The sequence below is a fragment of the Deltaproteobacteria bacterium genome (assembly GCA_028818775.1).
Classification (GTDB): domain Bacteria; phylum Desulfobacterota; class Binatia; order UBA9968; family JAJDTQ01; genus JAJDTQ01.
This window is the reverse complement of the sequence record JAPPNE010000134.1, coordinates 1-25,345: the sequence shown is the minus strand read 5'-3', so window position 1 is coordinate 25,345 and position 25,345 is coordinate 1. Positions and strand designations below refer to the sequence as shown.

The 25,345-nt window shown below is 65.0% G+C and carries 24 protein-coding genes; 16 read left to right on the top strand and 8 right to left on the bottom strand.

What is annotated here, in order from left to right:
* Positions 1-28: 28 nt before the first annotated feature.
* Complete coding sequence (locus OXU42_14550) at positions 29-1,144, bottom strand: ornithine cyclodeaminase family protein (protein MDE0030612.1); 1,116 nt, start codon at positions 1,142-1,144, stop codon at positions 29-31.
* Between the two features lie 294 nt (positions 1,145-1,438).
* Here OXU42_14550 and OXU42_14545 point away from each other — a divergent pair, with 294 nt between their 5' ends.
* From OXU42_14545 to OXU42_14505, 9 genes are all read left to right on the top strand, one after another.
* Positions 1,439-2,005 (top strand): hypothetical protein, encoded by a 567-nt coding sequence (locus OXU42_14545; GenBank protein ID MDE0030611.1) that lies wholly within the window; start codon positions 1,439-1,441, stop codon positions 2,003-2,005.
* Positions 2,006-2,128: 123 nt separating this feature from the next.
* Positions 2,129-2,476: an STAS domain-containing protein gene (locus tag OXU42_14540; GenBank protein MDE0030610.1), complete on the top strand. Its 348-nt coding sequence runs from the start codon at positions 2,129-2,131 to the stop codon at positions 2,474-2,476.
* A 54-nt stretch (positions 2,477-2,530) separates the two neighbouring features.
* Positions 2,531-2,827: a hypothetical protein gene (locus OXU42_14535; GenBank protein ID MDE0030609.1), complete on the top strand. Its 297-nt coding sequence runs from the start codon at positions 2,531-2,533 to the stop codon at positions 2,825-2,827.
* 39 nt (positions 2,828-2,866) lie between these two features.
* Positions 2,867-4,207, top strand: coding sequence for an AMP-binding protein (locus tag OXU42_14530; protein MDE0030608.1), 1,341 nt, complete (start codon positions 2,867-2,869; stop codon positions 4,205-4,207).
* A gap of 74 nt (positions 4,208-4,281) precedes the next feature.
* Positions 4,282-5,415 (top strand): hypothetical protein, encoded by a 1,134-nt coding sequence (locus OXU42_14525; protein MDE0030607.1) that lies wholly within the window; start codon positions 4,282-4,284, stop codon positions 5,413-5,415.
* Positions 5,416-5,522: 107 nt separating this feature from the next.
* Complete coding sequence (locus OXU42_14520) at positions 5,523-6,956, top strand: UbiD family decarboxylase (protein MDE0030606.1); 1,434 nt, start codon at positions 5,523-5,525, stop codon at positions 6,954-6,956.
* Complete coding sequence (locus OXU42_14515) at positions 6,940-7,251, top strand: hypothetical protein (protein MDE0030605.1); 312 nt, start codon at positions 6,940-6,942, stop codon at positions 7,249-7,251. Before OXU42_14520 ends, OXU42_14515 begins: the two co-directional genes overlap by 17 nt.
* A gap of 20 nt (positions 7,252-7,271) precedes the next feature.
* Positions 7,272-9,152, top strand: coding sequence for a DUF1302 domain-containing protein (locus OXU42_14510; protein MDE0030604.1), 1,881 nt, complete (start codon positions 7,272-7,274; stop codon positions 9,150-9,152).
* A 19-nt stretch (positions 9,153-9,171) separates the two neighbouring features.
* On the top strand, positions 9,172-10,539 hold the full coding sequence (locus OXU42_14505; protein MDE0030603.1) for a DUF1329 domain-containing protein: 1,368 nt from the start codon (positions 9,172-9,174) through the stop codon (positions 10,537-10,539).
* An 87-nt stretch (positions 10,540-10,626) separates the two neighbouring features.
* Here OXU42_14505 and OXU42_14500 read toward each other — a convergent pair whose 3' ends face one another.
* Genes OXU42_14500 through OXU42_14490 form a run of 3 tightly spaced genes read right to left on the bottom strand, consistent with a single transcriptional unit; the run spans position 10,627 to position 15,498 of the window.
* Complete coding sequence (locus OXU42_14500) at positions 10,627-11,784, bottom strand: ABC transporter permease (protein MDE0030602.1); 1,158 nt, start codon at positions 11,782-11,784, stop codon at positions 10,627-10,629.
* A gap of 5 nt (positions 11,785-11,789) precedes the next feature.
* Positions 11,790-13,658: an ABC transporter permease subunit gene (locus OXU42_14495; protein MDE0030601.1), complete on the bottom strand. Its 1,869-nt coding sequence runs from the start codon at positions 13,656-13,658 to the stop codon at positions 11,790-11,792.
* Positions 13,659-13,713: 55 nt separating this feature from the next.
* On the bottom strand, positions 13,714-15,498 hold the full coding sequence (locus OXU42_14490) for an ABC transporter substrate-binding protein (GenBank protein MDE0030600.1): 1,785 nt from the start codon (positions 15,496-15,498) through the stop codon (positions 13,714-13,716).
* Positions 15,499-15,814: 316 nt separating this feature from the next.
* Here OXU42_14490 and OXU42_14485 point away from each other — a divergent pair, with 316 nt between their 5' ends.
* The 4 genes from OXU42_14485 to OXU42_14470 all read left to right on the top strand — a co-directional run bounded on the left by OXU42_14485 (position 15,815) and on the right by OXU42_14470 (position 19,259).
* Positions 15,815-16,894, top strand: a complete 1,080-nt coding sequence (locus tag OXU42_14485) for an ornithine cyclodeaminase family protein (GenBank protein ID MDE0030599.1) — start codon at positions 15,815-15,817, stop codon at positions 16,892-16,894.
* 30 nt (positions 16,895-16,924) lie between these two features.
* Complete coding sequence (locus tag OXU42_14480; GenBank protein MDE0030598.1) at positions 16,925-17,548, top strand: L-threonylcarbamoyladenylate synthase; 624 nt, start codon at positions 16,925-16,927, stop codon at positions 17,546-17,548.
* A gap of 206 nt (positions 17,549-17,754) precedes the next feature.
* Positions 17,755-18,747: a tripartite tricarboxylate transporter substrate binding protein gene (locus tag OXU42_14475; protein ID MDE0030597.1), complete on the top strand. Its 993-nt coding sequence runs from the start codon at positions 17,755-17,757 to the stop codon at positions 18,745-18,747.
* 161 nt (positions 18,748-18,908) lie between these two features.
* On the top strand, positions 18,909-19,259 hold the full coding sequence (locus tag OXU42_14470; protein ID MDE0030596.1) for a hypothetical protein: 351 nt from the start codon (positions 18,909-18,911) through the stop codon (positions 19,257-19,259).
* Between the two features lie 17 nt (positions 19,260-19,276).
* Here OXU42_14470 and OXU42_14465 read toward each other — a convergent pair whose 3' ends face one another.
* The 4 genes from OXU42_14465 to OXU42_14450 all read right to left on the bottom strand — a co-directional run bounded on the left by OXU42_14465 (position 19,277) and on the right by OXU42_14450 (position 22,164).
* On the bottom strand, positions 19,277-20,056 hold the full coding sequence (locus tag OXU42_14465) for an SDR family NAD(P)-dependent oxidoreductase (protein ID MDE0030595.1): 780 nt from the start codon (positions 20,054-20,056) through the stop codon (positions 19,277-19,279).
* A gap of 7 nt (positions 20,057-20,063) precedes the next feature.
* Entirely contained in the window at positions 20,064-20,522 is a 459-nt protein-coding gene (locus OXU42_14460; GenBank protein MDE0030594.1) for a heme-binding protein, read from the bottom strand.
* Positions 20,519-20,791, bottom strand: a complete 273-nt coding sequence (locus OXU42_14455) for a hypothetical protein (protein ID MDE0030593.1) — start codon at positions 20,789-20,791, stop codon at positions 20,519-20,521. Before OXU42_14455 ends, OXU42_14460 begins: the two co-directional genes overlap by 4 nt.
* Before the next feature lie 68 nt (positions 20,792-20,859).
* Positions 20,860-22,164: a Rieske 2Fe-2S domain-containing protein gene (locus OXU42_14450; GenBank protein MDE0030592.1), complete on the bottom strand. Its 1,305-nt coding sequence runs from the start codon at positions 22,162-22,164 to the stop codon at positions 20,860-20,862.
* Between the two features lie 162 nt (positions 22,165-22,326).
* On the opposite strand from OXU42_14450, the gene OXU42_14445 reads away from it, so the two are divergent.
* From OXU42_14445 to OXU42_14435, 3 genes are all read left to right on the top strand, one after another.
* The gene (locus OXU42_14445) at positions 22,327-22,458 is read left to right on the top strand and encodes a hypothetical protein (GenBank protein MDE0030591.1); all 132 of its coding nucleotides are present in this window, start codon (positions 22,327-22,329) and stop codon (positions 22,456-22,458) included.
* A 152-nt stretch (positions 22,459-22,610) separates the two neighbouring features.
* Positions 22,611-23,393: a serine protease gene (locus OXU42_14440; protein ID MDE0030590.1), complete on the top strand. Its 783-nt coding sequence runs from the start codon at positions 22,611-22,613 to the stop codon at positions 23,391-23,393.
* Between the two features lie 240 nt (positions 23,394-23,633).
* Positions 23,634-25,046: a putative DNA binding domain-containing protein gene (locus OXU42_14435; protein ID MDE0030589.1), complete on the top strand. Its 1,413-nt coding sequence runs from the start codon at positions 23,634-23,636 to the stop codon at positions 25,044-25,046.
* The last annotated feature ends 299 nt before the right edge of the window (positions 25,047-25,345 follow it).

Genomic DNA, 25,345 nt, shown 5'->3' with positions numbered 1-25,345 from the left:
TCTCCCGTAAAGACCGGCTCAACGACCTCTAGAACAGGTCGGGAAACATCTCCTCCGGGATCTCCCGTCCCACTCCCGCGCTCACGGCCGCCTCATAGACCTTGCCCGCAAGGGCGGCGAACTGCAGCCCGAAGCCGACGCTGTTGTTGAAGCAGGTGATCTGATCGGGGCTCGTTCGCCCCGGGTGACGCCCGAGCAGAAGGTCAGGCACGTCCGGAAGCCGCCCCCAGTCGATCTCCGTCGCGTTGCCGGGAGGATACCCGGTATCGATATCCAGCATGACCTGTTGCGGCAGCGGGCCGCTGGCATTCTTGGCGATAAAGGCCGTCGGCCTCAGGTTCTCCTTGGAGTTGACGGCGAGGACGTCGAAGCGGCCGAAGGTCTCCGGCGCGAGCTCGCAGTGCCGCACGGTACAGACGTACATGCCGGGCTCCAGCCAGCCGGTCTGGATGACGGGCGTCAGGGCATTGGTGGCAATGACGACGATATCGCTGCCGCGTACGGCCTCCTCGGCGCTGTCCGCCGCGGCCACGTCGGGGCAGTTCTCCCACCGAGGGTCCTCGACGAAACGTTCTCGATGCTCGGGGTTGGGACTGAAGACACGAATCGACTTGATGCCGTCAACCGCGTTCAGCATGGCGTCCACATGGGCGCCCGCCATGAAGCCGGTGCCCAGCACGGCGACGCTGGAGGCGCCGGGCTTCGCCAGATACCTTGCCGCCAGCCCCGCGGCCGCGCCCACCCGCAGGTTGCGTATGTGTCCCTCGCTGACGAGGGCCAGGAGGTCGCCCGTCTCCACGCTGAACAGAAACAGCAATCCGCGCGTCACGCTGTGGGCCCGTTGCGTGCCGGGGGTCCGGTTCCGGCGATAGTTGCCATGGCGCTCCTCCCAGAACAGCTTGTCCGTAAGGAAACGGATCATGGCGTACTTCTGTGTGGACGCGGACATGGTCTTCAGGTTATGGGCGCCCGGTAGGGTGTTACCGTCGTCGTCCGCGTAGGAATCGGGAGTGAGGAGGTCGATGCGCGGGCTGGTGATGACCGCTCCCGTGCCGAGGTCGCGATAGACCTCATCGAGAGCGTCCAACGTGGTGCGCATATCCAGTAGTCCCTGTGCTTCGGTGTTGTCGATGGCCAGTATCATTCGCACTCCTTCTGAAAACGATTTCCCGGCACGCTGGACCCGGGCCGCGGAAGCGCCGATGATCCTGGAATGGTTTCGAGTTGTCAAGGTGGTGGTGTGGCCACGGGTTTCTTGTTCCTGATGGCGTTTCTAATAATGCCCAAAAGGCAATGACACATAATGGCGTCGATATTTGTGATTGCGAGTTGGCTCGCGATGACTCTATGATTCTCCGGTACGTTTATGTATAATCGGTCCGCCTTGCCGTTGCGGCTGGCAACAGGTGTCGCAGGCACTCACACGAGGAGGTATAAAATGGCACTCGATCCGGCAACCACCAGCAGCACGTTCGACCGTTACATCGAGGAACTCCGAGCGCTTTGGAAGGACAGCAACGACGCGAATCTTCCCTTCAAGGTGAAGGCGGCGATGGAGCGGATGATCGCGTCCACAAGTCCGGATGATCCCTGGATAGCGGAGATCATCCGAGACGCCGACCCGTCGCGAGAGCTCTACCGGGATCCGGACTACGGGTTCGTCCAGATGGGTCACGTCCATCCGGAAGGACACGGCAACACGCCCCACGACCACGGGCCTTGCTGGGTCGTCTACGGCGCCTACACGGGACTCACTGAAATACCGCTCTACGAGCGCACCGATGACGGCAGGAACGCCGACAGGGCCGATCTGCGCATCAAGGAGGTCCACAGGCTGGGGCCCGGCGTCGTCTATCCGTACCTGACGGGCCAGATCCACTCGACGAAGGTGGCGCAACCGCCCGCCGTGGTCTTCCGGTTCCTCAGCGCGGACCTTACCCGGATTCTGCGCCGGCGCTACAACCTGGAGACCGGCGAGGTGTCGCTCATCGAGCCGCAGTCGTAACGGTTTCCTTCCGAATCCAGAACTCCCGGCCGCCGGACGCGCCGGCGGCCGAAGCGGACGTGGGACTGATCCACGCGCGTGTGTAGGCCGGGTCTCCGTCCGAGCCGAAAGGAGTTGGAACGCATGGACGTTGATGTCAAATGGGGCAGGAAGGGCGAGATCGTCATCGCCATGCTGGCCGGTCGCTTCAGCAGCGCCAACGCGTCCCTCTTCGAGCACCTGTTGGAAAACGGCGTCGACTCGTCCGACGACGCCCTGATCCTGGACTTCGAGCATGTGACGTTTCTCAGCAGCGCCGGCCTGAGAGTCGCTTTGACCATCGCCAGGAAGTTCACCGGACCGGGGAAGAAGTTTGCCATTTGCGCGCTGCAGGAGGGAGTTCGCGGGATTGTCGAAGTGAGCGGCTTTGACAAGGTCATACAGGTCTACGATTCGCAGGTTTCGGCGGTGGAGGCCTTGGAGAGCGGCTAGTCCGTTCGTCCGATGGAGCAGCCCAAGAAGCGGAGGCAACTCTCAGGGGAGGAAATGATGGCTGACGCCGCAAAGAAAATGGAAACCAAGTTCAGCAAGATTCGAAACTCCGCGGATTTCAACGTTGCCGGTGACAACATCGTCGACATCGCCGAGTTCACGGTGGAGAAGTACGAGTTCAGGAACGGCACGACCCTTTCCGCCGAGACACGCGAGCGAGCTCTTGCCGAGATTACGGAGGTGCTGTGGCAGCGGGTTGAACAGTTGAGGGCGCGGCGGCAGCAGGTTCTTGCGGACATGTTCAATGCGGCCGAGGCGACGTTGAACGATGTTGTATCGCAGCGGAAGTAGCGTGCCGTTCGGGTCTTCGTTTCGACAAGGCCGTTGGTGATGGCCGCGGCCGTACGCTATCCCGGCGCGCCGGAGAGCCGGGAGATCGAGACCGCGCCGCCCGACGTCATCCGGCAACTCCAGGGTGAGCGCCTGGCGGCCCTGGTGCGGCGGTCCTGGGACCGCATTCCCTTCTACCGCCACCGCTGGAAGGCATCAGGCATCGCGCCCGGCGACATCCGCACCGCCGACGACATCCTGAAGCTCCCGGTCATCCGTAAGAGCGACTTCGAGGACAGCCTCAGGCTCCATCCGCCTTTCGGCGACTACCAGGGCGACTTCCCGGCGGTGCGGGTCCAGGCCAGCTCGGGAACCTCGGGCAACCCCAAGCCGTTCTTTTTCACGCGCAACGACTGGGACATAATCGCCCGGCTGTGGAGCCGGCGTTTCCATGCCCAGGGGGTGAGGGAAGGAGACATCCTTCAGGTCGTCTTCGCCTATACGCTCTTCATCGTCGGGTTCACGGCTTCCGAGGGCGCCATGCGCCTGGGTGCGCTCGTGGTGCCCACGGGCAGCGGCAGCGTCACTCCGAGCGAGCGGCAGGTGAAGATCGCCCGGGACTGGGGCGTGACCGTGCTGGCGGGGACACCGTCCTACGTGCTCCATCTGGCGGACGTGGCCGAGGCGCAGGGTTTCGACCTCCGGAAGGACTTCCGCCTGCGGCGCACGATCCATACCTCCGAGACCATGACCGAGGCCGCGCGGCGGGCCATCGAAGCTCGCTGGGGCGTATCCGCGTACGACAACTTCGGCAGCGTGGAGACCGGCTCCCCGACCTTCGAGTGCGAGGAACGAAACGGCTACCACGTGAACGAGGACGCCTATATCTTCGAGGTGCTCGACCCGGCCACCCACGAGCCGGTGCCGCCGGGACAGGAGGGCGTGCTCGTCGTCACCTGCCTCTTCAAGGAGGCGGCGCCGGTGATACGCTACAACATCGAGGACTTGTGCACGTTCATCGAGGGTGAATGCAGTTGTGGCCGCACCTTCCGGCGCATCTCCAAGCTCCGGGGCCGCCTGAGCGACATGGTCAAGGTGAGCGGCATCCCGTTCTACCCCACCTCGGTGGAGACCGCCCTGGAGCGGCTGCCGCAGCTCACCCGCGAGTACCGGGTCACCGTGGACCGGGTGGGACAGCAGGACACGCTGACGGTGGAAGTGGAGATGCGTCCCGGCGCCGAGGCCGGCGACGGGATCAAGCGGCAACTAGAGCGGGAGCTGAAGGTCGCGACCAACCTCACCATGGAGGCCGTGCTGCTCTCGCCCGGCGAGTTGGGCCGCTCTCTCGGAGTCGAGAACCGGATCAAGGTGCGGCGCATTCGGGACAAACGGCCCGCGTGACATGGGTGCGGGCGCGGGGTGTTGCGGGGCCGAGCTTTTCCGGTACGGTTCTATCTATGGGTACCGTTCCAGCCATGGAAGACATCGAAGCCGCCGCCCAAACCTTGTCCCTGGACGCCAAGTGGCTCCAGGAGTTCGACGTCGTCGATCCCTTTAACGACGTGGCCCTGCGCGGCTTCCTTTCCCGCAGGCCGGATCACCGCTACGGGGCGCTGGCCGTCACGCACGTGAACCAAGCGCCCGCACCGCAGGTGGTCTTCGCCACACCCAAGCTGCACTACCCCTTCGACCGCCAGGGCAAGTTCAACTTCCCGCCGGTGCGGGAGATCGAGGTCTTCGAGAAGTACGACGGCACCAATGTGCTCGCCTACGTCTATCGCGACGCGCAAGGGCGCCGTCGGCTCACCTACAAGCTGCGGCTGTCTCCGGTCCTGAGGAACGGCCGTTTCGGCGATTTCCTGGACCTGTGGCGGGAGATGCTGGCGCGCTATCCGGTCATTCCCGAGTTGGCGGACATCAACGGATGCTCCCTGAGCTTCGAGCTTTACGGCCGGCGCAACACGCATCTCATCCTGTACGACGAGCCCCTGGACTGCGTCCTGCTCTTCGGCGTCACCGGGGACGGCAGCCCCCGGTCGCCTTCCGGGCTGGACGGCCGGGGCGTGCCGGTGGCAACTCTTTACGGCACGCTGGCGGCGGGCAGGGACCCGGTGGCGGAGTACGGCGCGATCCGCGAGCGGCTGGAGCGCGAGAATCGCGCCGTGGACGACGGCAAGATCGCCGGGGTCGAGGGCGCCGTGTGGTACGTGCGCACGCGGGACGGCGCCACCGTCCTGTTCAAGTGCAAGCCCGAGTCCGTGGAAGAGGTGCACTGGGTCGGCGGCATCAACAAGGCCGCGGTCATCGCCACCTGCTGGAACCTGTTCGAGAGTCAGGACGTGCTGACCTGGGAGACCCTCTATCCGCTGCTGGCGGAAGAATACGCGGACGACGAGATCAAAGCCTTCAGGACCTGCATCGACGAGTGCATCGCCGCTGTGTGTGAAGAGATGGAGTTCAAGAGCCGGGTGCTGGACGAATACCGGCAGGTGGGCATCAAGCTGTCCGAGGACAAGGGCGAGGTCATGCGCCGCCTCTCCGGCAAGTTCAAGAAGCAGGAGATGAAGAAGGTCTTCACCCTGATCGCGCTCGAGGAAGGCCGTCGTTAGCATGAAGCGGGCGGGCGCGCCCGCTGAAGTCCGTGGGGGCGTCAATTCACTTGTAAGGACGTTTCATTCACTTGCAATCATCACTCCGGCCACTTACGTTTGAGCGGATGATCTTCGACGACAACCGCGCCTTCGTGGAAGCGCTGCGGCAGTCCGGCGACCTGGTGGAGGTGGAGAAGGAGGTGAGCTGGGACCTGGAGCTGGGCGCCATCAGCCGCTTGGCCTGCGAGAAGGACGGCCCGGCGGTGTGGTTCAAGCGCGTGACGGACTACGTGGACGAGGTTTCCGTCTTCGTCAACCCGGTGGCCACCTGGCGGCGCATCGCCATCGCGCTCGGTCTCCCTCCCACCGCGACGGTACGGGAGATATACGACGCCTACGAGAAGGGCGAGGCCAACCCCATCGATCCGGTGGAGGTCACGGAGGCGCCGTGCAAGCAGGTGATCCGCAAGGGAGCGGACGCCAACCTCTTCGACTTGCCCACGCCCATGCTCCACGAGGGCGACGGCGGACGCTACCTGGGCACCTGGGATCTGGTCATCTCCAGGGACGCGGACAGCGATTGGGTCAACTGGGGCATGTACCGGTTCATGGTGTACGACGCGCACCACTTGACCGGCTTCCCGCGTCCCACGAGCCACTTGGGCAAGGTCTTTCAGGACCACTACGTCGCCAAGGGGAGGCCCATGCCCCTGGCCATCGCCATCGGCACCGACCCTTTGTCGCACTTCGCCGCGGCCGCCACTTACGCCCTGGGGGGCGACGAGGCCAGTCTGGCCGGCGGACTGCGGGGCCGTCCGGTGGAGATGATCCGCTGCGAGACCAGCGACCTGCTGGTGCCGGCCCACTCCGAGATCGTCATCGAGGGGGAGGTGCTGCCCGATCGGGTGGGGCTGGAGGGTCCCTACGGCGAGTACCCGGGCTACCGTACCGGTGAGATGGGCAACGGCATCCTGTTCCGCGCCACCGCCATCACCCATCGGAAAAACCCCGTGCTCACCGTGGACGCCACCGGTTACAAGGACGACAGCTCCACGGTGACCGCGCTGTCCGGGGCCCTGGCCATCAAGCGCCGGCTCGCGCGCCACGGCGTGCCGGTCCGGGACGTGTACGTGCCGCCGGAGGGCGCCGTGCACTTGGCGGTCATGAGCGTGGACTACGGCGGCCAGGAGGTGGCCCGCAAGGTGCTGCAGGTGCTGACCTCGCGCCGCGCGCTGCTCTCGAAGCTTTTCCTGGTGGACACCGACACCGACGTGTTCGACATGGGCAAGGTGCTGCACGCCTTCTCCACCAAGTGCCACCCGGCCAACGGTATCCACGTGATCGAGTACGAGGGCCGGGCCAACACGCTCACTCCCTGCTACAGCCAGGCGGAGCGCGCGGCGCAGAAGGGCGCCACGGTGCTGTACGACTGCACCTGGCCCGGGGAGTGGTCGCGGGAGTGGGAGACGCCGGTGAAGGCGACCTTGGACTCGATCTTCTCCGAAGAGGTGCGGGAGAAGGTGCTGAAGAACTGGAGCGAGTATGGCTTCAAGCAGTGAGCCGCCGGTCTGGGACACCTTCGTGCGGCGGCCGGGCGATGTCCGGTGCGGCGTGGAGGCGCCGATGGTGCTGAGGGACTTGAGACCGGGCCGGGGCAAATACGGGCTCAGACACGTGGTGGGCGTCGTTCATGAGGACGGCGGCCTGGGCGACAAGCTCCTGGTTCGTACGGTGGTGGGCGTCGCGCTGCCCGTGGCCTATACCGTGGAGATCTTGCGTGACTTGCCCCAGGAAATCGCCGGGACCCCGTACCGGGACTTCTATGCGGCGCTGCAGCAGGCGGCGGAGCAGTAGTGAGCAGAGGAGATGGCTGGATGAGACCGGCATTGGCGTCTTTCATGGGTTCCCGCAACCACGGCGTTCGGACGCGGACTTGGGCGGCGTGGGTGCTCGCGGGCTTGCTGACGGCGGCCGGTGCCGCTGCCCCTCGGTCCGCCGCCGCGTTGCCGTTGCCCGCCAATGACAGCGGCATCACCGGGTACTTCGACACCACCGTTTCCATGGGCGCGGCCATGCGGGTGTCCGGACGGGACGACCTGCTGTTCAGCCGCGCCAGCGGCGGCACGGCCTTCTCTTTCAACACCGACGACGGCAACCTCAACTTCGACCGCGGCGATCTCGTTTCCCTCAACACCAAGGTGAACCATGAGCTGCAGCTCAACCTGGAGAACCCGGGCGCGGAGTTGAGCCTGTTCGGGCGGGTGCTGTACTTCTACGATCACGTGGTGGCCGACGGCGACACCGAGCGCACGCCCTTGTCCAAGGCCGCCAGGCGGCACGCCGGGCGTGACTTCACGCTGCTGGACGCCTACGTGGCCGGCGACTTCGACGCGGGTGCCGTACCGGTCTCGGTTCGATTGGGCAACCAGGTCATGAGCTGGGGCGAGAGTGTCTTCCTCCGGGGCGGCATCAACTCCATCAACCCGGCCGACGTCTCCAGGTTGCGGGTGGCCGGAGCGGAGTTGCGGGACGTGCTGGTGCCGGTCCCCGCGGCCAACGTGAAGGTGGGCATCGGCGACAGCTTCTCCCTGGAAGGCTTCTACCAGTTCCGCTGGGACCACACCGAGATCGAAGCGCAAGGCACGTTCTTCTCCACCAGCGACATCGTGGGGCCCGGGGGGGATACCGTCCACCTCGGCCTCGGCCGTCCGGGAAGGGGAGACGACAGTCCCAACGCACCCGATCCGGCCTGCCCCAGCCGAAGGAATCCCGCGGGGCTTTGCTCCCGGGTGCCGCGCGCCGCCGACCGCGACGCCGGCCATGACGGGCAGTTCGGCGTGGCCCTGCGCTACTTCGCGGCGGCCCTGAACGATTCCGAGTTCGGATTTTACTACGCGCGCATCCACAGCCGTCTGTCGTTGGTATCCCTCTACGCGGGCGACCCGAGGCAACTGAGGGCTCCCGGCGGCTTCGCCGGCTCGATCCGGTACTTCAGGGAATTTCCCGAGGACATCGACCTCATGGGCGTCAGCTTCAACGGCGAGCTGGGTTCCAGCGGCTTCACCGTCCAGGCGGAGGTCGCCTATCGCCGGGACCAGCCGCTCCAGATCGACAACGCGGAGCTGTTCTTCTCCGCGCTCAGTCCGCTTCGGAACGTGCCGGCTCTGGCGAACGCCGGGCGCTTGTTCAGCAGGAGCCAGACCGGTCCGGCGGCCCCGGGCCAGGAGATTCAGGGCTTTCGCCGCAAGGACGTGGTGCAGGGCACCATGGCGGTGTCCAAGGCGTTGGCCCCCATGCTCGGCTCCGACGGATGGATCGTCCTGGCCGAGGCCGGCTTCACCCAGATCCGGGACATGGAGGGCAAGTCCGAGCTCCGTTACGACGGCCCGGGCACGTCGATGAGCGGCAATCCGATCTTCGAAGCGAACGGGATCCAACCCGGGACCCAGAAGACCGGCTTCGCCGACCCGTTCTCCTGGGGCTACCGGGCGGTGCTGCGGGGCGGCTACAGCAACGCCCTGGGAGCGGTGAACCTGGCGCCGCAGGTCGCTTTCGCGCACGACGTCAACGGCACCGCGCCGAGACCCATCGCCAACTTCGTGGAGGGGCGCAAGACGGTAACGCTGTCGGTGGGCGCGGACTACCTGCTGTCGTGGCGGGCGCAGCTCGCTTACACCCTCTTCTTCGGCGCCGGCCAGCACAACATGCTGGGCGATCGCGACTTTGTTTCGTTTACGGTGAGCTATTCCTTCTGACCGACGGGGACAGGATCACATGACTGTGCGACGGACGATTTCGGCGATCGTGTTGGCATGGGCGCTTATGGCGGCGTCGGCGCCGGCGGGGGCGAAGGTGACGGCGGGCGAAGCCGCCCGGCTGGGAGCGGATCTGACGCCTTTGGGCGCGGAAAAGGCGGGCAACGCGTCCGGCGCCATTCCCGCATGGGAGGGCGGCATCACCGAACCGCCGGCCGGCTACCGGCCCGGAGGGCGCCTGGTTGATCCGTTTCCGGACGACAAGCCGCTCTTCACCATCACCGCGGAAAACTACAAGCGCTACGAGGCGAATCTCACTCCGGGCCAGATCGCGGTGCTCCAACGCTATCCCGAAACCTACCGGATGCCTGTCTACCAGACCAGGCGCACGGCGTCGCTGCCGCCGCGCATCTACGAGCGCACCATCGCCAACGCCGCCACGGCGGCGCTCACCGACGACGGCAACGGCGTGGTGCACGCCGCCGAGGGCATCCCGTTTCCGATTCCCAAGAACGGGCTCGAGGCCATCTGGAACCACCTGCTGCGCTACCGCGGGAAATCCGTGCGCGTCACCAGCGGCCAGGCCGCGCCCACCGCCGACGGCGCCTACGTGGTGGTGCAGATCCGCGAGCAGGTGTTGTGGGGTTATCAGCAACCCGGGGCGACCACGGAGAGCATCGACAACAAGCTCGCCTACTTCCTCCAGGAGGTGCTGTCCCCGCCGAGGTTGGCGGGCGCGCTGATCCTTGTCCACGAGACCCTGAACCAGGCGGCGGAACCGCGCAAGACGTGGGTCTACAACCCCGGCCAGCGCCGCGTCCGGCGCGCGGCCAACGTCGGCTATGACAATCCCGGTACGGGCTCCGACGGCCAGCGCACCAACGACCAGGCCGACATGTACAACGGCGCGCCGGACCGCTACGACTGGACGCTGTTGGGGAAACGGGAGATCTATATCCCGTACAACAGCTACGAGTTCGCGAGCGACCGCTCTCGCTTCGACGAGATCCTGAAGCCGGGCCACATCAACCCCGACCTGACCCGCTATGAGCTCCACCGGGTCTGGGTGGTGGAGGCGCGGTTGAAGCAAGGAACCCGGCATATCTTCCCGCGGCGCACCTTCTACCTCGACGAGGACAGTTGGCAGATCGCGGTGGTGGACCAGTACGATGCCCGCGGCGAGATATGGCGGGTGAGCCAGGCCTATATCGTCAACCACTACCAGGTGCCGGTGCTGTGGAGCATGGGCATGTCGATCTACGACCTCCAGAACGGACGCTATCTGGTCAGGGGGCTGAGCAACGAGTACGAGCCGGCGCGTTTCGATCTGGAGCTGAACCGGAACCAGTTTACGCCCCGGGCGCTTCGGCGCCGGGGCCGGCGTTGACGGAACGGTCGCGCCGAACCCATCCCGACAGACCCCAGGACTGCGTCGCCGCCGGCGCCTCTTTCCGCGCCACAGGCCGCTAGCGTCTCATTCCCGGACGCCGTGCGGGTCGAGCGCGTCGCGAAGACCGTCGCCAATGTAGTTGAACGCCATTACCGTGACGAAGATCAGGACGCCGGGGATCAGCACCCACGGGTGGAAGCGGATCTGCGCGATGTCCATGGCCAGGGCCAGCATGTTGCCCCAGGATGCCTCCGGGTCCTGGATGCCCAGGCCGATGAGGCTCAGGCCCGATTCCCCGAGGATGTAGCCCGGGATGGACATGGTGGCGGCGACGATGGCGTACGAGAACGTGTTGGGGAGCACGTGGCGGACGATGATGCGCCCGTGGGGAAGGCCCATGGCCCGGGCGCTGGTGACGTATTCCATTTCCTTGATGGACAGCACGAGGCCGCGAATGATGCGCGCAAGGCTGGCCCAACCGATGAAGCTCAGGATGACGACGATGGCCAGGTAGGTCTGGAACGACGTCCAGTCCGCGGGAATCGCCGCGCGCAGGGCCAGCAGCAGATAGAAGCCCGGCACCATCATCAGCATTTCGCACAGCCGCTGAATCAGCATGTCGGTGCGGCCGCCGAAATAGCCGGAGGCGCCGCCGATGAGCATTCCCAGCACGAACGTGATGGCCACTCCCACCAGCCCCACGGACAGTGAGACACGCCCGCCGTGCAGCAGGCGGGAAAGGACGTCGCGGCCGAAGTTGTCCGAGCCGAGCAGGAACAGCATGGGCCGGTCGGGGTCGGTGTGGGAATAGTTCTCCACGCCGCGCAGGCCGAACAGGTGGGTCCGCGTCTCCACCAGTCCCAGGAAACGGTAGGGGTCTCCGGTGACGAAGATTCCGATGGGGTAGGCGGTGCCCGGCACCTCCCGATAGACCTTGCGCTGGTTCTTGTCGAACTCGAAAACGCTGTTGCGCACGTACGGCCACGTGAGGCCGTTCTCGTCGGAGATGTGGATCCAGGTAATCATCGGCGGATGATAGGCCTTCTTGCGGGCGCTGGCGGCATAGTGATGGGGCGAGAGGAAATCCGCGAACAGGGCCGTGCCGTAGAGAAACACGAGGAGCCAGAATCCCAGCATGGCCAGGCGGTTGCGCCTCAGACGCGAAACCGCGCGGCGGAGCGGAGAGCGGGAACCGGGTGCGCCGCGCCGTTCGCGGATGGCGTTGTCGGGTTCGGGCGGCATGGGCGCTACCTGTAGCTGATGCGCGGGTCCACCCATGCCAGCAGGATATCGGCAAGGAGGTTGCCGATGATCAGCAGCAGTCCTCCCGCCAGCGAGCTGGCCATGACCACGTAGATGTCGTAGGAGCGTACGGCGGTCAGCATCAGTTGCCCGATCCCGGGGTAGCCGAAAACGATCTCCACCAGGGCCGAACCGCCGATGAGGGTGGGCAGGAGCGAGCCGAAGCCCGCCACGAACGGGGTCACGGCGTTCCTCAGGATGTGCTTGTAGTTCACCATGGCATTGGACAGGCCCTTGGCCCGCGCCGTGACTACGAACTGCATGTGGCTCTTGTCGAGGAACTCCGCCCGCAGCACCCGCACCAGCGCCGCCATGGAGCCGGTTCCCAGCACCAGCACCGGCAGAACCAAGTGACGCGCCAGGTCCGTCATCCGTCCCCACGTGCCGAGGTCGTGGTAGTTCGCGGACGTGAGTCCTCCGATGGGAAGAAGTTCGTAGAACGGATTGGCCGGGTCCAGATCGTAGGTCAGGGACGCGCCGTAGAGCAGCAGCAGCGCCAGGAAGAACGAGGGCAGGGCCATGCCCATGTAGGCCATGAAGCCGAAGGCCTTGTCGCTCCAGGAGTAGGGATGGGTGGCGGAGTAGATGCCGATGGGCAGCGACAGCAGCCAGGTGAAGAGAATGGCCAGCACGTTCAACAGCATGGTGTTCTTGAGGAAGGGCCACATGGTGGTCCAGACGGGCTGGCGGTTGGCGATGGACTTGCCGAAGTCCGGCGCGCCCACGTGGAAGCCGGTGCCGGCCTTCTCGAGGCGGATCTCATCCACGAAGAGCGACCCCGGAACGTCGCCGCGGAACGAGATGGGCCCCATGCGCGTGGTATCCAGACCCGCGGCGTGAAATTCCGCGAAGTCGACGGAGAGGGAGGTGGTGACCCCGGGGCGCAGGCGTACGTCCGTCGCGTAGGTGTTGGCGTCCATGTCCCGGAACGTCACGGTCGCCGTCATGGGCGGCGCCGGCGCCGGGATGATCCTGAAGGCGACGCGGTCACAGCGGCTCAACTCTCCGAGTTCCGGCGGGAGGGCATTGCGGACCAGGGCCAGACGGCGCAGGGGGTCCAGCGCATGATGCACGGCGCCCGCCACCGTATCCCCCGTCCCGCAGGAGACTTCCAGCACCGCGGGCCGGCCGCCGCGCTGCCGCGCGAACAGGAACAGCCCCTTGAGGTTGTTCCGGTCCACGCCGAAACGGGCGTAGTCCGCGTCGGTCAGCGCGACGGATGCGGGTTCGTCCGTATCGATGGAGCGCCGCTCCTGGAAGGCTTTGCCGTTGCCGTCCTGGATGCGCAGGAAAACGTCGGCGCCCCTCACCCGGTCGTTGCGGAGTTCCATCTCGATGGACTGGAAGTCATCGCCGGACCAGTGATTGCCGGGCCGTCGACTGGCCGTGTTGGGGTTGTCCGTCCTGCCCAGCACGCCGGTCTCTCCGGGCGCGTCGAAGTTGAAGCCGAGGCCGAAGGTGCCGTCCTCGGGCAGCGGGACCAGGATGGGCGTGGCGCTGCCGGAGATTGCGTAGGCGCTCCGGTTGGTCGCGAGATCCCTGTACTCGAAGTCGGCGATGCGCACGCGCTCGCTCGAGAAACGAATGTCGAACAACACGCCGCGCAGCCATCGCAGGTACTGGGTGCCCCAGCCCTTGTCCGCGCCGAACTCGCGTTTCCACTGGCGCAGTTGCCGCTGATCGAGGTCGGGCTGGAGAGCCCACTGGTGGAAGAAATCGCCGGGAGCGATCTGGATGATCATGAAGATCACGAAGGTCAGGGCGAAGAGCGACGGAATCGTGATCAGCAGCCGCCGTGCGATGTATGCGGTCATGTTCGGATCGTCCGGTTCTCCGTGACCCGTGCCCGGACCGGCGCCGCAATGCCGGTCACTTCAAGTGAAGTCTGCGTGGGTCGAACAGGTCGAACAGGGTCGGCGTCGCATTGCCGAAGCGGTTTCGGAGCGCCGTGATACGCTCGGCGAGCGCGGTATAGACCACCGGGACGTGATCGGAAGCGATCTGCTGGAACTCCCGGTAGAGCGCGACCCGCTTTCGGTGCTCCAGCTCGCGGCTTCCGCGGACGAAGAGCTCGTCGATCCGTTTCTCCCACTCCGTGGCCGGTTCTTCCTGGTTTGGGAACCACAAGTGAAGCCGTTCGCTGGAATGCCAGAAATTGATGCCGTGGTGAGGCTCCACGCCCCCCGTGAAGCCTATGACGATGGCCTCCCAATCGTAGGTGCTGGTGAGCTGGGATACGAGCTTGTTGAACTCCAGGAACCTGAGGTTGACGCGGATGCCGATCCTCTCCAGGTCCTGCTTCATGAGCGTGCATACACGTTCCCGCACGGTATTTCCGGAGTTGGTGGCGAGGTTGAAGACGAGGCTGTTGCCTTCGGCGTCTTCCCGGATGCCGTCGCCGTCGACGTCGAACCAGCCCAGGCCGTCGAGCAGCGCATTGGCCTTGCGTATGTCGTACGGGTACCGGGTCACGTTCGGATTGTGAAAGTCGCCGGCCGCGGGGCTCACCGCCGCCCACTGCGGATAGCCGAGTCCGTTCATGACGTTGTCGATGATGCTGTCCTTGTCGATGCTGTGCGCCAGCGCCTTCCTGAAGTCCAGTGCCCGGAACCACTTCAGCTTGACGGGATCGACGAACGGAGCGTCGTTGTTGGGGTTCTTTCCGGCGTTCATGTTCAGGGCGAGGAAGGTGGTGCCGAAGTTCGGTCCCCGCTTGTACAGGGTGAAGTTCTTCGCCGCTTCCTGCGGTTTCAGGATCGGATAGTGCTCGCCCGACACTTCCAGGAGGTCGGTTTCACCCGCCTGAAATTTCAACAGCGCGGTGGCCAGGTTGGGCACCACCAGGTAGACGACGCGGTCCAGGTACGGCAGGGGGTTTCCGGCCGCGTCCCGTTGCCAGTACCGCGGGTTCCGCTTGAGGACGATGCGCTCCCCCGCGTCGTAGCGCTGGATGACGAAGGGTCCGGTGCCGATGATGTCACCCGGCTTCGTGCCGACATCCCACGTGGACGTGAAGGTCCCGTCGTCCACGTGCTTCTCCAGGATATGTGCGGGATAGATGGGCGTACCCATAGCCCGCAGGAAAGGCGCGAAGGGCGCCGGCAGGGTGAACCTGACCGTGTGCGCGTCGACTTTCTCGACCTTGGCCTGGCCTTTTCTCCACGTCTGGGTGGCGTCATCGCGGTAGCGGATGGTGAGGCCCGGCCGGGCCGATGCCGGGACGGCGTCGTTGTAGATGATCTTGGAGAATGTGAAAACGACGTCGTCGGCCGAAAAGGGAGCCCCGTCGGCCCATTCCACGTCCTTGCGCAGGAAAAACGTCCAGACGAGACCGTCCTCCGATGATTCCCAGCGTTCGGCCAGGCTCGGCTCCACCTCGGCGGTAAGCCAGGAGGTGTCGACCAAGCCCTCGAACACGTAGTCGAGAATCTGAGTGGAGGACGTTTCGGTCGAGATGGCGAGGTTGAACGTCTTGGGTCCGGAGATCGTCGACAGGGTCAAGGTTCCGCCCGGCTTGCCGGTGGAGTACTCGAACCGGGCCGCGTTCTCCTTGAGTCGCGCGATCAGGCCGGTGTCCCGCGGGGCCGTTTGCTGGGCAACCGCATGAACGGCCGGGATGAAAACGGTGCCGAGAGCCCAAACAAGGACCGCCATCGTTGCCCGGAAACCTGTGTTCTTCAAGGGTCGTGTCCTTTCAGGCCATGATCGAGCCGGAGTGTCGGCCGTGTTTCAAATGCGCCACAACTTGTGACTCTATCATCAATTTTTTGCGCATTCATGCCGATGTACTGGCGAAATCACCGGACACCACGCCAGCGCTGGTTGGAATCCCCGGCGTCGGTTGACGGTCCGCCGCCGGTCGGTCTACGTTGAGCACCATGGCGCGCGGCCGTTGCAAGCGGGGGCGGACCGCGCGATGGAAGAAGCGAATCGAGGGACGGCCGAGGGGCTGTCCGTGGGGAACCGCAGCATGCCTGACGACGACGTAAGGGTTCTGACCAACGACGACATGGAGGGCCTCCTCGACATGGAGGAGATCGTCGAGGCCGTGGAAACGGCCTACGTCGAGCTGGGCCGGAAGATCGCGGAGGGGATGCCGCGGCGCCGGCTGCACATGCCCTTGGAGGGGGAGGAACGCACCTGGTACTGGCTGAACGTCATCCCCGGCGCGGTGCCGGCGTTCGATACGGCCGCGGTCCGTCTCGATTCGTCGCAGATACGCTTCCGCAACGTCGGCGGCGGCAGCCGCATGGAGTTCCCCGGCGACTTCTCGGGCTTCGTCCTGCTCTTCAGCATCAAGGAACGCGCTCTCAAGGGCATCGTCCACGACCACTACCTGTCGGCGCTGCGCGTGGGTGCCACCAGCGGCGTGGCGGCCAAGTACCTGGCGCGGCCCGACGCGTCGGTGCTGGGAATCTTCGGCAGCGGCACCCAGGCCCACGGACAGGTGGACGCCCTGTGCGCGGTGCGGGACATCCAGGAGGTCAAGGTGTTCTCCCTGCACGAGGAAAACCGTAAGCGCTTCGCCCGGGAAGTGACCGAGCGCTACGGCGTGAAGGCGCGGGCGGTGCGGCGCCCCGAGGACGTGGTGCATGACTCGGACATCGTCGTCACCGCCACCAACTCCGGCGATCCCGTGTTCGACGGCGACCTGCTGGAGCCGGGCACGCATCTGGTGTCCATGATCGGCCCGGACTGGTTCGACAAGCGCCGGGAGCTGGACGACGCCGCCATCGAGAACTGCGACCTCATCGTGGTGAACTCCAAGGAGCAGGTGGAGATCGACGAGCAGCCCGAGCTGATGTCGCCGATAAGGAAGGGCATCATCGGTTGGGAGCAGATCCACGAGCTGGGCGACCTGGTCATCGGCAACATCGCCGGCCGCACCACCGCCTCGGAGATCACCCACCACAACAACAACTGCGGCATGGGCATCCAGTTCGCCGCCATCGGCCACCTGGTGCTGGAAGAGGCGAAGAAGCGCGACCTCGGCACGCGCTTGCCGGCGGACCTGTTCATGACGCGGCGGACCGACGTGTCCTCTCCCTGAACCCGGACGGCAACCCAACCGGAGACTCCAATGGCGACGACTCTCAGCATCGACCCCCAGCACCTCAAGGGACGGCACGTGGACCGAGCCGTCGAGGTGCTCAAGCGCGACGGCGTCATCGTTTACCCGACGGACACCATCTACGGCCTGGGCTGCGACGTCACCAGCAAGGCCGGGGTGGAGCGCATCCGTCGCATCAAGGGGCGCGACGCCGACAAGCCCATGTCGTTCGTGTGTTCCGACCTGGTGCAGGTGAGCCGCTACGGCCACGTGTCCAACTTCGTGCACCGCGTCCTCAAACGGTTCCTTCCGGGGCCCTATACCTTCGTGCTCACCGCCACCAAGGAGACCCCCAAGGTGCTCCAGTCCAAGCAGAAGACCGTGGGCATCCGCATTCCCGACCACCCGGTGCCGCTGGCGCTGGTGGAGCAGCTCGGCAACCCCGTGGTCAGCACCAGCGCCAACGAGAGCAACGAGGAGGTGGTGACCAACCCCGCCGACCTCGAGACCATCTTCGGACATCGGGTGGACCTCATCATGGAGTGCGGCACGCTTCCGGTGCTGGCGTCCAGCGTCATCTCGCTCGTCGACGACACCGTCACGATCCTGCGCGAAGGCCAGGGGGATCTGAGCTACTTCAAGGGCCTCGCCTGACTGCGACCGTTCAGCGGTTGCACCGGGCAACGCCTTGTGGCTGTGTCAGCTTGCCCGAAGTCGTCTTCCCGACGTGTGTATTCACATGTGTTTTCGTTGACAGTTGCGTCGAGCGTGTGGCATACGGGTGCGACGGAAATGGCGGAAGAGAACGGACCATCCGGACATAAGGGAGCACAGGCAGCAAACCGGCAAGGAGGTTTCCGATGTGGCGTAACCTGATGGGCGTGGGCTTTTTGTTGGTCGTCCTTGCGATGACCGTACCGGCACAGGATGCATCAGCTCAAGGGACATGGCCGGAAAAGGGCAAGACCATCACGTGGTTGATCCCCTACGCCCCGGCGGGCGGGTTCGATCTCCATAGCCGGGCCGTGAGCGTCGGCTTGAAGAAGGCCCTCGGCGTCAATGTCATTCTCAGGAACCGGCCGGGCGCCGGCGGAAGCATCGCCTGGAACATCCTCTGGAAATCCAAGCCCGACGGCTACACCATCGGGACCGTCAACATACCCGGCGCCATCGTCTCCGAGTTGTTCGCGAGTCCCAAGCCGGTCTACAAGTTGAAGGAGTTCTCCTGGCTCGGACGGATCTCCTCGGGCCCCTACGTATGGGCGGTGGGCGCCAAGACTCATTTCCAGAATCTCAAGGACTTCCAGGACGCCAAGGAGGTGCTTCTCACCGGTACGGGAGTAGGCGCCACCGGATGGATCACGAACCTCCTGACCGCCAAGGTCATGGGCTTCAATCCGAGGTTCATCCTGGGCTATCCGGGCGCTCCGGCGGCCAACCAGGGCATCGTTCAGGGGGAGGGTCACGCCAGGGCCCTGGGCCTGGATTCCCCGGGCCAGATGCGTTTCGTGGAGGACGGCGACATGAGGGCCATGTGGGTCTACCTGGACGAGCGCGATCCCAGGTACCCGGATGTCCCGACGGTGGGGGAGTTGGGCTTCCCGCAGCTCAGGGTCCTCGCCTCTCACCGCGTGGTGACGGCACCGCCGGGCATGCCCAAGGACCGGCAGGAGATCCTGCAGAAGGCGTTCGAAACGGCGCTGAAGGATCCGGAGGTCCTTGAAAGGTTCAAGAGGATGAAGGCCACGATAACCGCGGTCGTGGGCGACGACTGGAACCAAATGCTCGACGGCTTCTACGGCTTGATCAACCAGTACTCGGATATCTTCGAAGAGGCCCTGAAGAAGAAGTAGCAGAGCTTTCCCGAGTCACCGTGAACACTCCACCGGCCGGGACGCGCTGGCGCATGGCTTCCATGCGCGCGGCCCGGCCGGTGGCACGTTTCGGCTTGGTGTTCCGGAAAGAATCGGGCCGGCGAAAAGGGGCCTCTTTCGAGAACAAGGCGGGGGGTAACATGCAGGCAGTGAGACTCTACACCGGGGATGACGGCGAATCCCATTTCGAGGACATCGACCTCAAGTTCGAACCCGATCGCCAGATGGAGAGCACGGCCCTTGGGGCCGCCAAGAGCGTCAACGTGCGTCGCGTGCCGCCGGGCGTGCTGCTGGACTGGCATCCGGCGCCGCGGCGACAGTACCTGTTCACCCTTTCGGGTGCTTGGGATATCGAGTGTGGCGGCGGAGAGGTGCGGCGCTTCCAGGCCGGGGACATCATGCTCGCGGATGACCTGACCGGTCGTGGGCATCGGAGCCGCGTCATCGGCGATGACCCCCACGTGTTCGCGGTGGTGCCCCTGGCGGACTGACGGCCCGTCGTCCGGTTCTACGCGCTGGCGGCGGAGGCGCCGCCGTCCACCACCAGGGTGGTGCCGGTGACGAATGACGATTCGTCCGAGGCCAGGAACAGGATGGTGCTGGCCACTTCCCGCGGCTCGCCCCAGCGCTTCATCAACGTGTGCTGCGCGCCGGTTCGGCGCAGTTCCTCCTCGCTGACGCCGCGAGCCTCCGCGCGCGCGATGTGAAAGGGCGTGATGGTGGGGCCGGGGCACACGGTGTTTACACGAATGCCGTGCCCCACTTCCTCGATTGCCAAGGTGCGGCTGAGGCTCACCACCGCGGCCTTGGTGACGTCGTACTGTCCCATTCCCCCACGCCCGGTCACCCCGAACACCGAAGAGACGTTGACGATGCTGCCGCCGCTCCGGGCGCGCAGCAGGGGCACGGCTGCCTTGCAGCAATGGACCGTTGCCATCAGGTTGACGGACAGGATGGACTCCCAAGTGTCCTTTTCGGCATCGGCCAAGGCCCCGTAGACCCGGATGCCGGCGACATTGACGAGGATGTCCAGTCCGCCGAAGTGCGCGCCCGCTGCGGCCATGGTCCGGCGCGCCTCGGCTTCGTCGCTCAGGTCCGCCGCGAGGGGAAGGACATCCGCGGAAGGCACCCGCGCGCGTATATCCGCGGCCGTGGCCTCGACCGCGGCGCCGTCACGGTCGACGACGGCCAGCCCGGCGCCTTCCTCGGCGAACAGCATGGCGGTGGCGCCGCCGATGCCCCCTCCGCCGCCGGTGATGAACGCGGCCTTGTTCTGGAGGCGATCCACGCGCCGGCTACCGTGAGTGGCCCAGGGCCGCGCGCATGGCCACGTCGGCCTCCGGGAACGCGAAGCCCTCGACCTCGAGGGCCGCGGCGGCCACTTCCTCGTCTTCGTGTGGCGCGGCGCCGCTCACGCCGATGCCGCCCACCACCTCGCCGTCCATCCAGATGGGCAAGCCGCCCTGGCCGATGGCCATGCGGCCGTCGTGTATGATCTGGACGCCGGCGTAGAACACCGGTTTGGGGTTGGCCTTCTCCTCCAGACCCCCGGTGCTCTGCCGGAAGGCCGCGGCAGCGAAAGCCTTCCCGCGGGCGATGTCCGGCGCCACGAACTTGGTCCCGTCCATGCGCCCGGCCCACATGAAGTTGCCGCCGGCGTCCACCACGGTCACCGTCACCAGGTAACCCTTCTCCTCGGCCGCGCGAATGCCTGCATCCACCAGCGCCCGCGCCTGTTTCATTCCAAAGCTCAATGCAAGTCTCCTCTCTGTTTCCCGGTCCTCATGAGCCGTTCCAGCGGCGGGCGCGGCACCGGGATGTCCGCGCCCGCCGCGAGAAGCTCGCGCACCATGCGTTCGCGGTTGCGGTCGAGGTCGTCCAGGGCTTCTTCCGGTGAGAGCCCCTCGCCGAAGCAACCCGGGAACTCCGGATACTCGGCGCGCCGCAGCCACCGGCCGTCGGGCCCGCGGACCGCCGCCACGCGCAGCACGTAGGGCACGGCCATGTACTCTTCAAACGTCACGGTCGAACGTCACTGATTCCCGGCTGCCGACTGGACCCCGCGTACGTGTTGGCAACGAATGCCGCGGCCTACGAGGCAATGTTCACGCGGTCCTGCACCGCCTCCACCCACACCGCGTCCCTGGGCAGCCGCACCGAGGTGGCGCGGACATGGTGCAGCTTCGGGTTCAGCCCCGGCGGGTCCGCCTGTCCCTGCCGCAGCATCCTGGCGGAGTCGATGAGGCACTTGCGTACCTTGATGATGGCGGTGTCGCTGGTGCCCAGGCGCTCCAGTGTGCGGTCGAAGATGGGGCCCTGGCTTTCGGTCATGGCGCGGTCCTGCATGCCGAAACCGGGAATGCCGCAGAACATGCGCGTGCGGTGCGCCTCCCAGTCCATGCCGTAGTCGTTGTCCGGAGTCGCCTCGGGGCGGACATCGCCGTAGGGGCCGTTGACGGGCGGCCCGAACCGCGTGATGTGGGAACTGAAGCCGTCCGCCAGGGAAGCCAGCTCTTCTTCCCGCAACGGGCGCGTGGGGTGCCATGTGATGGTCCAGTTGATGAGGTGCTCGTCGTCCGCCGGCACCCACGCGTGCGAGTGCAGGATCGGATCCTCGTCCTGGGGCGGCGGCATGGTGTAGAAGGGCATGAGGAATTGCGTGATGCGCCAGTAGTACTGGTCGTCAGCGGCATTGCGCCGGGCTCCGATCATGACGCCGTAGTCCGTGTCCACCACCTCGAAGCGCGGGCTCCGGTCCGTGGTCCCCACCGCGGTGTCCACGCCGAAGCCGGCTTTCTCCAGGCTCTCCAGCGATCTCCGGTCCGTGGTGTCCAGCGGCGCGTGCAGGAACGAGATGTGGCTGGAGTCGATGCCGCCCTCCAAGGCCTGAAAGTAGTTGTTGCTCTGGTAGTACTTGGAGATGAAGCGCTGGTTGTCCGCCAGCCCCAGCCACTCGAAGTCCGGCAGGTCGGTCACATGCGCGGGATCACCCATGAACGCCCACACCACCCCGCCGCGCTCGCGGCAGGGGTAGGCGGGATGCCGCACCGCGTGCTTGAAGTCCGTCTCCGGTGACTCGTTGGGCATCTCCAGGCAACGTCCGTCGAGTCCGTACTTCCAGCCGTGGTAACAGCAGCGCAGCCCGTCCGGCTCCACGCGTCCGTAGTAGAGCGACACGCGCCGGTGCGAGCACAGTTCGCCCAGCAGGCCGGCCTCGCCCCGACTGGTGCGAAACGCCACCATGCTCTCGCCCAGGATGCGTACCCGCTTGGTCCGGCCCCCCGCCTCCAGCTCGCTCGAAAGGACCACCGGCACCCAGTAGCGCCGCATCAGCGTGCCCATGGGAGTGCCCGGGCCTACCTGTGTCAAGATGTCGTTGTCTTCCCTGGTCAGCATGCTCGTCCTCGATGGCAGTCTCGTGCGCGGAGCCTAAAGAACTACAACCGGCATTCCGCTTGTGTCAAACCCCTGCCAGTTTGTTCGCGGCTACAAGGTGGAGAAGCACCACGAGCGGTCCTGGGGCTTCGCTGAGAGGACGTGCTGGGAGAGGGTCTATCCATGATCGGAGAGGTCCTGGGGCACCAGAAGGTGCGGACGACGGCACGGTACGCTTATTTGGCGCGAGACTCCGTGCAGGAGTCGACGGCCAGGGTGGCGGAGAGCATCGGGGCGAACATCCTGCAGGAGTAGAGCAGTGAAGGGAAGCGGACCATGGCGAGGCTGAACAGCAAAACGATCTCCAGTTGAGGCTCATGTGACTCCAATGTAATGCCCATAATTGATTCGCCTTGCTTGGGGCCGTACAATGCTGGCTAAAGAGGACCTGGTAGGCATCGACGCCGATGGAACCGAATCAGTTATTTGGCAAAGACACCATGAATGCGCCGTGGGGATTGGCGTCCAGACTGAAGCTCGTGCTGTTGGCTTGCAGTTTCTTCAGTGCTACGAACCCAGCGTCCAACCACAAGGCCCTTGGCAAGGAGCAGCCGAACGGGGGAAATGCGGAACCGCTCACCGGACACGACTTCCACATCACCGGGACCAACCGGGATGGCGCTGCGGTTGCTGGGACAGGGCTCGTCGTCCACCCATGCTTCGTACTTACCTGCCGGCACGTGCTTTCCGACATGAAGGAAGTTGACGAGCAGCAGACGTTTCAGGGCCAAGCGTACACGGTCAACAACGAATCTGTCCATGCGCATCCCAAGGTTGACGTGGCAGTGATGCGAGTGAATGGGCCGCCATTGTCTCCGTTAAAGGGAGCGATCTTTCAAGCTCCAGTCGTGGCACAGACCGTTTATACGCTTGGATATCCGAAGCTCCCAGGGCTCAGGGAAGCGTCCGTGACGATGCAGCAAGGAGCGGTGACGAACCAGTCGGTCACTTCATTGAACGGGGACAGCTTGTTCCTTTATTCCGCAGTCTCTAGACCGGGGAACAGTGGCGGCCCCGTCATGTCCGACGACGGGTACATCGCGGGCCTCTCTATTGTGGATGCTACGGGTCAGTATCAACAGAACGATGCGTTCTCTCCGCACTATGCCGGAATCCCAGCCCAGGTGGTTGTCAAGGCCGTGGCGGACCTTGACTTAGGCATTCAACTGCCGATTGAGAATTACGAATGACTCCCTGGTTTTGTCTAGGGGCGCTCCGCTGGCAAGATTCTTCGCGGCGGTGCTGCTTTTACCCTGAACCGAGGTATCAGGCCCTGTTTCTCGCGAAGTGGTCAGAAGGGCTCGTTTGAAGATGTCGCCGGGCACGGGCAAGGGAGTCTTTCTTCAACGTCCCGCTAAGGGAACTCGGCCTAGTCGACGACGACCAGGGTCAAGAGTGAAGGTTCGACGGCTGGTGGCGGAGATGCACGCATGACTCCTGAACAGATTTCGGCGCTCGTTGCATCCGGCGAATCCGAGACGCTGGAGTTGAAGGCCACGACGAGAACGCGACGCGAGGCTGCAGCGACCGTGTGCGCCATGCTCAATCGGCGCGGCGGGTACGTTTTGTTCGGCGTCACGCCGGAAGGCAGCATCGTGGGTCAGCAGGTGAGCGAACGGACGCTGGAGGAGGTAAGCGCCGAGATACAACGAATAGATCCGCCGACGTTTCCAGAGATCGAGAGAGTCCGAGTATCCGGGGACTTGGAGGTGGTCGCGATTCGCGTGAGTCGGGGTGCCTCGCCGCCGTATCAATACCGGGGAGCCTCCTATCGGCGCGTGGGGAACACGACACGGACCATGTCGGTCGACGAATACAACCGGATGCTCTTCGAGCGCATGCACAACGAGCAGCGCTGGGAAAACCAGCCCGCCACCGGATGGACTGTCGACGATTTGGACACGGTGGAAATCCGCAATACTGTGGCGGAGGGAGTGCGGATTGGTCGGTTGAACGAACCTGGCAGTCGGGAGCCGGAGGAGCTGCTGCGCGGTTTGGGTCTGATTCGCGAAGGCGTCCTCTTTCGGGCAGCAGTAGCGCTCTTTGGGAATGCCGAGCGGCTGGAAAGCGAGATCCCGCAGTGCCTGCTCCGTGTGGCTCGCTTCCGAGGGCTCGATCGATCCGAGTTCCTGGACAATCGCCAATTCAATGGCAACGCCTTCACGCTCTTGGCAAGTGCGGAACGCTTCCTGCGTGATACCCTTCCCATCGCCAGCCGGTTCGAGTCGGGCCGCATCCAGCGCATCGACGAACCTCTTTACCCGCCCTTGGCTACACGGGAAGCGCTCGCGAACGCGCTATGTCATCGCGACTACGCGATGGGCGGCGGCTCCATTGGACTGGCAGTGTACGACGACCGCCTGGAGGTGACGTCGCCGGGCTCGCTGCACTTCGGGTTGACTCCGGATGATCTGTTCGGGCCGCACGAGTCGAGGCCCTGGAATCCGCTCATCGCACGCACGTTCTATCGGCGTGGCATCATCGAGGAATGGGGCCGCGGTACGCTCAGGATGGCTGAGTTGGCTACGGCCGCCGGTTTGCCCCGACCCGAGATCGAGGAACGCGGCGACTGCGTGACGGTACGCTTCCGGCGTTCCCGCTCCGTGCCGTCGAGGCGCGGCGGGAACGAACTTATCAAGCGGCAGGAGGCGATTCTGGCGCTGCTGGAAGACACGGAGGATGGCATGGCGTTGCGCGAAATCGCCGCTGGTTTGGTATCTGATGCCAGCGAACGGCAGATCAAGCGAGCCTTAGCGGGGTTGCGTGATCGTGGTTTGGCGGAGTCAACTGGTCATGGACCAGCCGCCCGATGGAGACGAATCCGGTCGGGAGAAAGCCAGTAGGGCTCCTTGCTGCGATTGGGGTCTAATGGGGGTCCAATAAGGGTCCAATAGGGGTCTTATTAGGGGCAGGTTCGTTCGTTCACTCGACGGGGGCTCTACTTTGGCGGGCAGACGGGCACGCGCTGATTGACGCCGTTGTTGTATTCAATCCGCTTGCGATTCGCTTACGGTGACGACGACAGCCTGAGATTATCTGAAGAAAACACATATAAACCAACAGGTTGTACGTGTTTGGAGAAATCCGGGCGCTTCCGGCTTTCGTGTGGAACGGGATCAACGGGCGACGCCTTTGGGATAGA

Coding starts and splice junctions, on each gene's coding strand:
- OXU42_14505 (MDE0030603.1), top strand. CDS start 9,172: ATGACTGTGCGACGGACGATTTCGGCGATCGTGTTGGCATGGGCGCTT.
- OXU42_14475 (MDE0030597.1), top strand. CDS start 17,755: ATGTGGCGTAACCTGATGGGCGTGGGCTTTTTGTTGGTCGTCCTTGCG.
- OXU42_14510 (MDE0030604.1), top strand. CDS start 7,272: ATGAGACCGGCATTGGCGTCTTTCATGGGTTCCCGCAACCACGGCGTT.
- OXU42_14550 (MDE0030612.1), bottom strand. CDS start 1,144: ATGATACTGGCCATCGACAACACCGAAGCACAGGGACTACTGGATATG.
- OXU42_14480 (MDE0030598.1), top strand. CDS start 16,925: ATGGCGACGACTCTCAGCATCGACCCCCAGCACCTCAAGGGACGGCAC.
- OXU42_14495 (MDE0030601.1), bottom strand. CDS start 13,658: ATGACCGCATACATCGCACGGCGGCTGCTGATCACGATTCCGTCGCTC.
- OXU42_14490 (MDE0030600.1), bottom strand. CDS start 15,498: ATGGCGGTCCTTGTTTGGGCTCTCGGCACCGTTTTCATCCCGGCCGTT.
- OXU42_14440 (MDE0030590.1), top strand. CDS start 22,611: ATGGAACCGAATCAGTTATTTGGCAAAGACACCATGAATGCGCCGTGG.
- OXU42_14450 (MDE0030592.1), bottom strand. CDS start 22,164: ATGCTGACCAGGGAAGACAACGACATCTTGACACAGGTAGGCCCGGGC.
- OXU42_14540 (MDE0030610.1), top strand. CDS start 2,129: ATGGACGTTGATGTCAAATGGGGCAGGAAGGGCGAGATCGTCATCGCC.
- OXU42_14445 (MDE0030591.1), top strand. CDS start 22,327: ATGATCGGAGAGGTCCTGGGGCACCAGAAGGTGCGGACGACGGCACGG.
- OXU42_14530 (MDE0030608.1), top strand. CDS start 2,867: ATGGCCGCGGCCGTACGCTATCCCGGCGCGCCGGAGAGCCGGGAGATC.
- OXU42_14500 (MDE0030602.1), bottom strand. CDS start 11,784: ATGCCGCCCGAACCCGACAACGCCATCCGCGAACGGCGCGGCGCACCC.
- OXU42_14520 (MDE0030606.1), top strand. CDS start 5,523: ATGATCTTCGACGACAACCGCGCCTTCGTGGAAGCGCTGCGGCAGTCC.
- OXU42_14485 (MDE0030599.1), top strand. CDS start 15,815: ATGCCTGACGACGACGTAAGGGTTCTGACCAACGACGACATGGAGGGC.
- OXU42_14535 (MDE0030609.1), top strand. CDS start 2,531: ATGATGGCTGACGCCGCAAAGAAAATGGAAACCAAGTTCAGCAAGATT.
- OXU42_14470 (MDE0030596.1), top strand. CDS start 18,909: ATGCAGGCAGTGAGACTCTACACCGGGGATGACGGCGAATCCCATTTC.
- OXU42_14545 (MDE0030611.1), top strand. CDS start 1,439: ATGGCACTCGATCCGGCAACCACCAGCAGCACGTTCGACCGTTACATC.
- OXU42_14515 (MDE0030605.1), top strand. CDS start 6,940: ATGGCTTCAAGCAGTGAGCCGCCGGTCTGGGACACCTTCGTGCGGCGG.
- OXU42_14525 (MDE0030607.1), top strand. CDS start 4,282: ATGGAAGACATCGAAGCCGCCGCCCAAACCTTGTCCCTGGACGCCAAG.
- OXU42_14435 (MDE0030589.1), top strand. CDS start 23,634: ATGACTCCTGAACAGATTTCGGCGCTCGTTGCATCCGGCGAATCCGAG.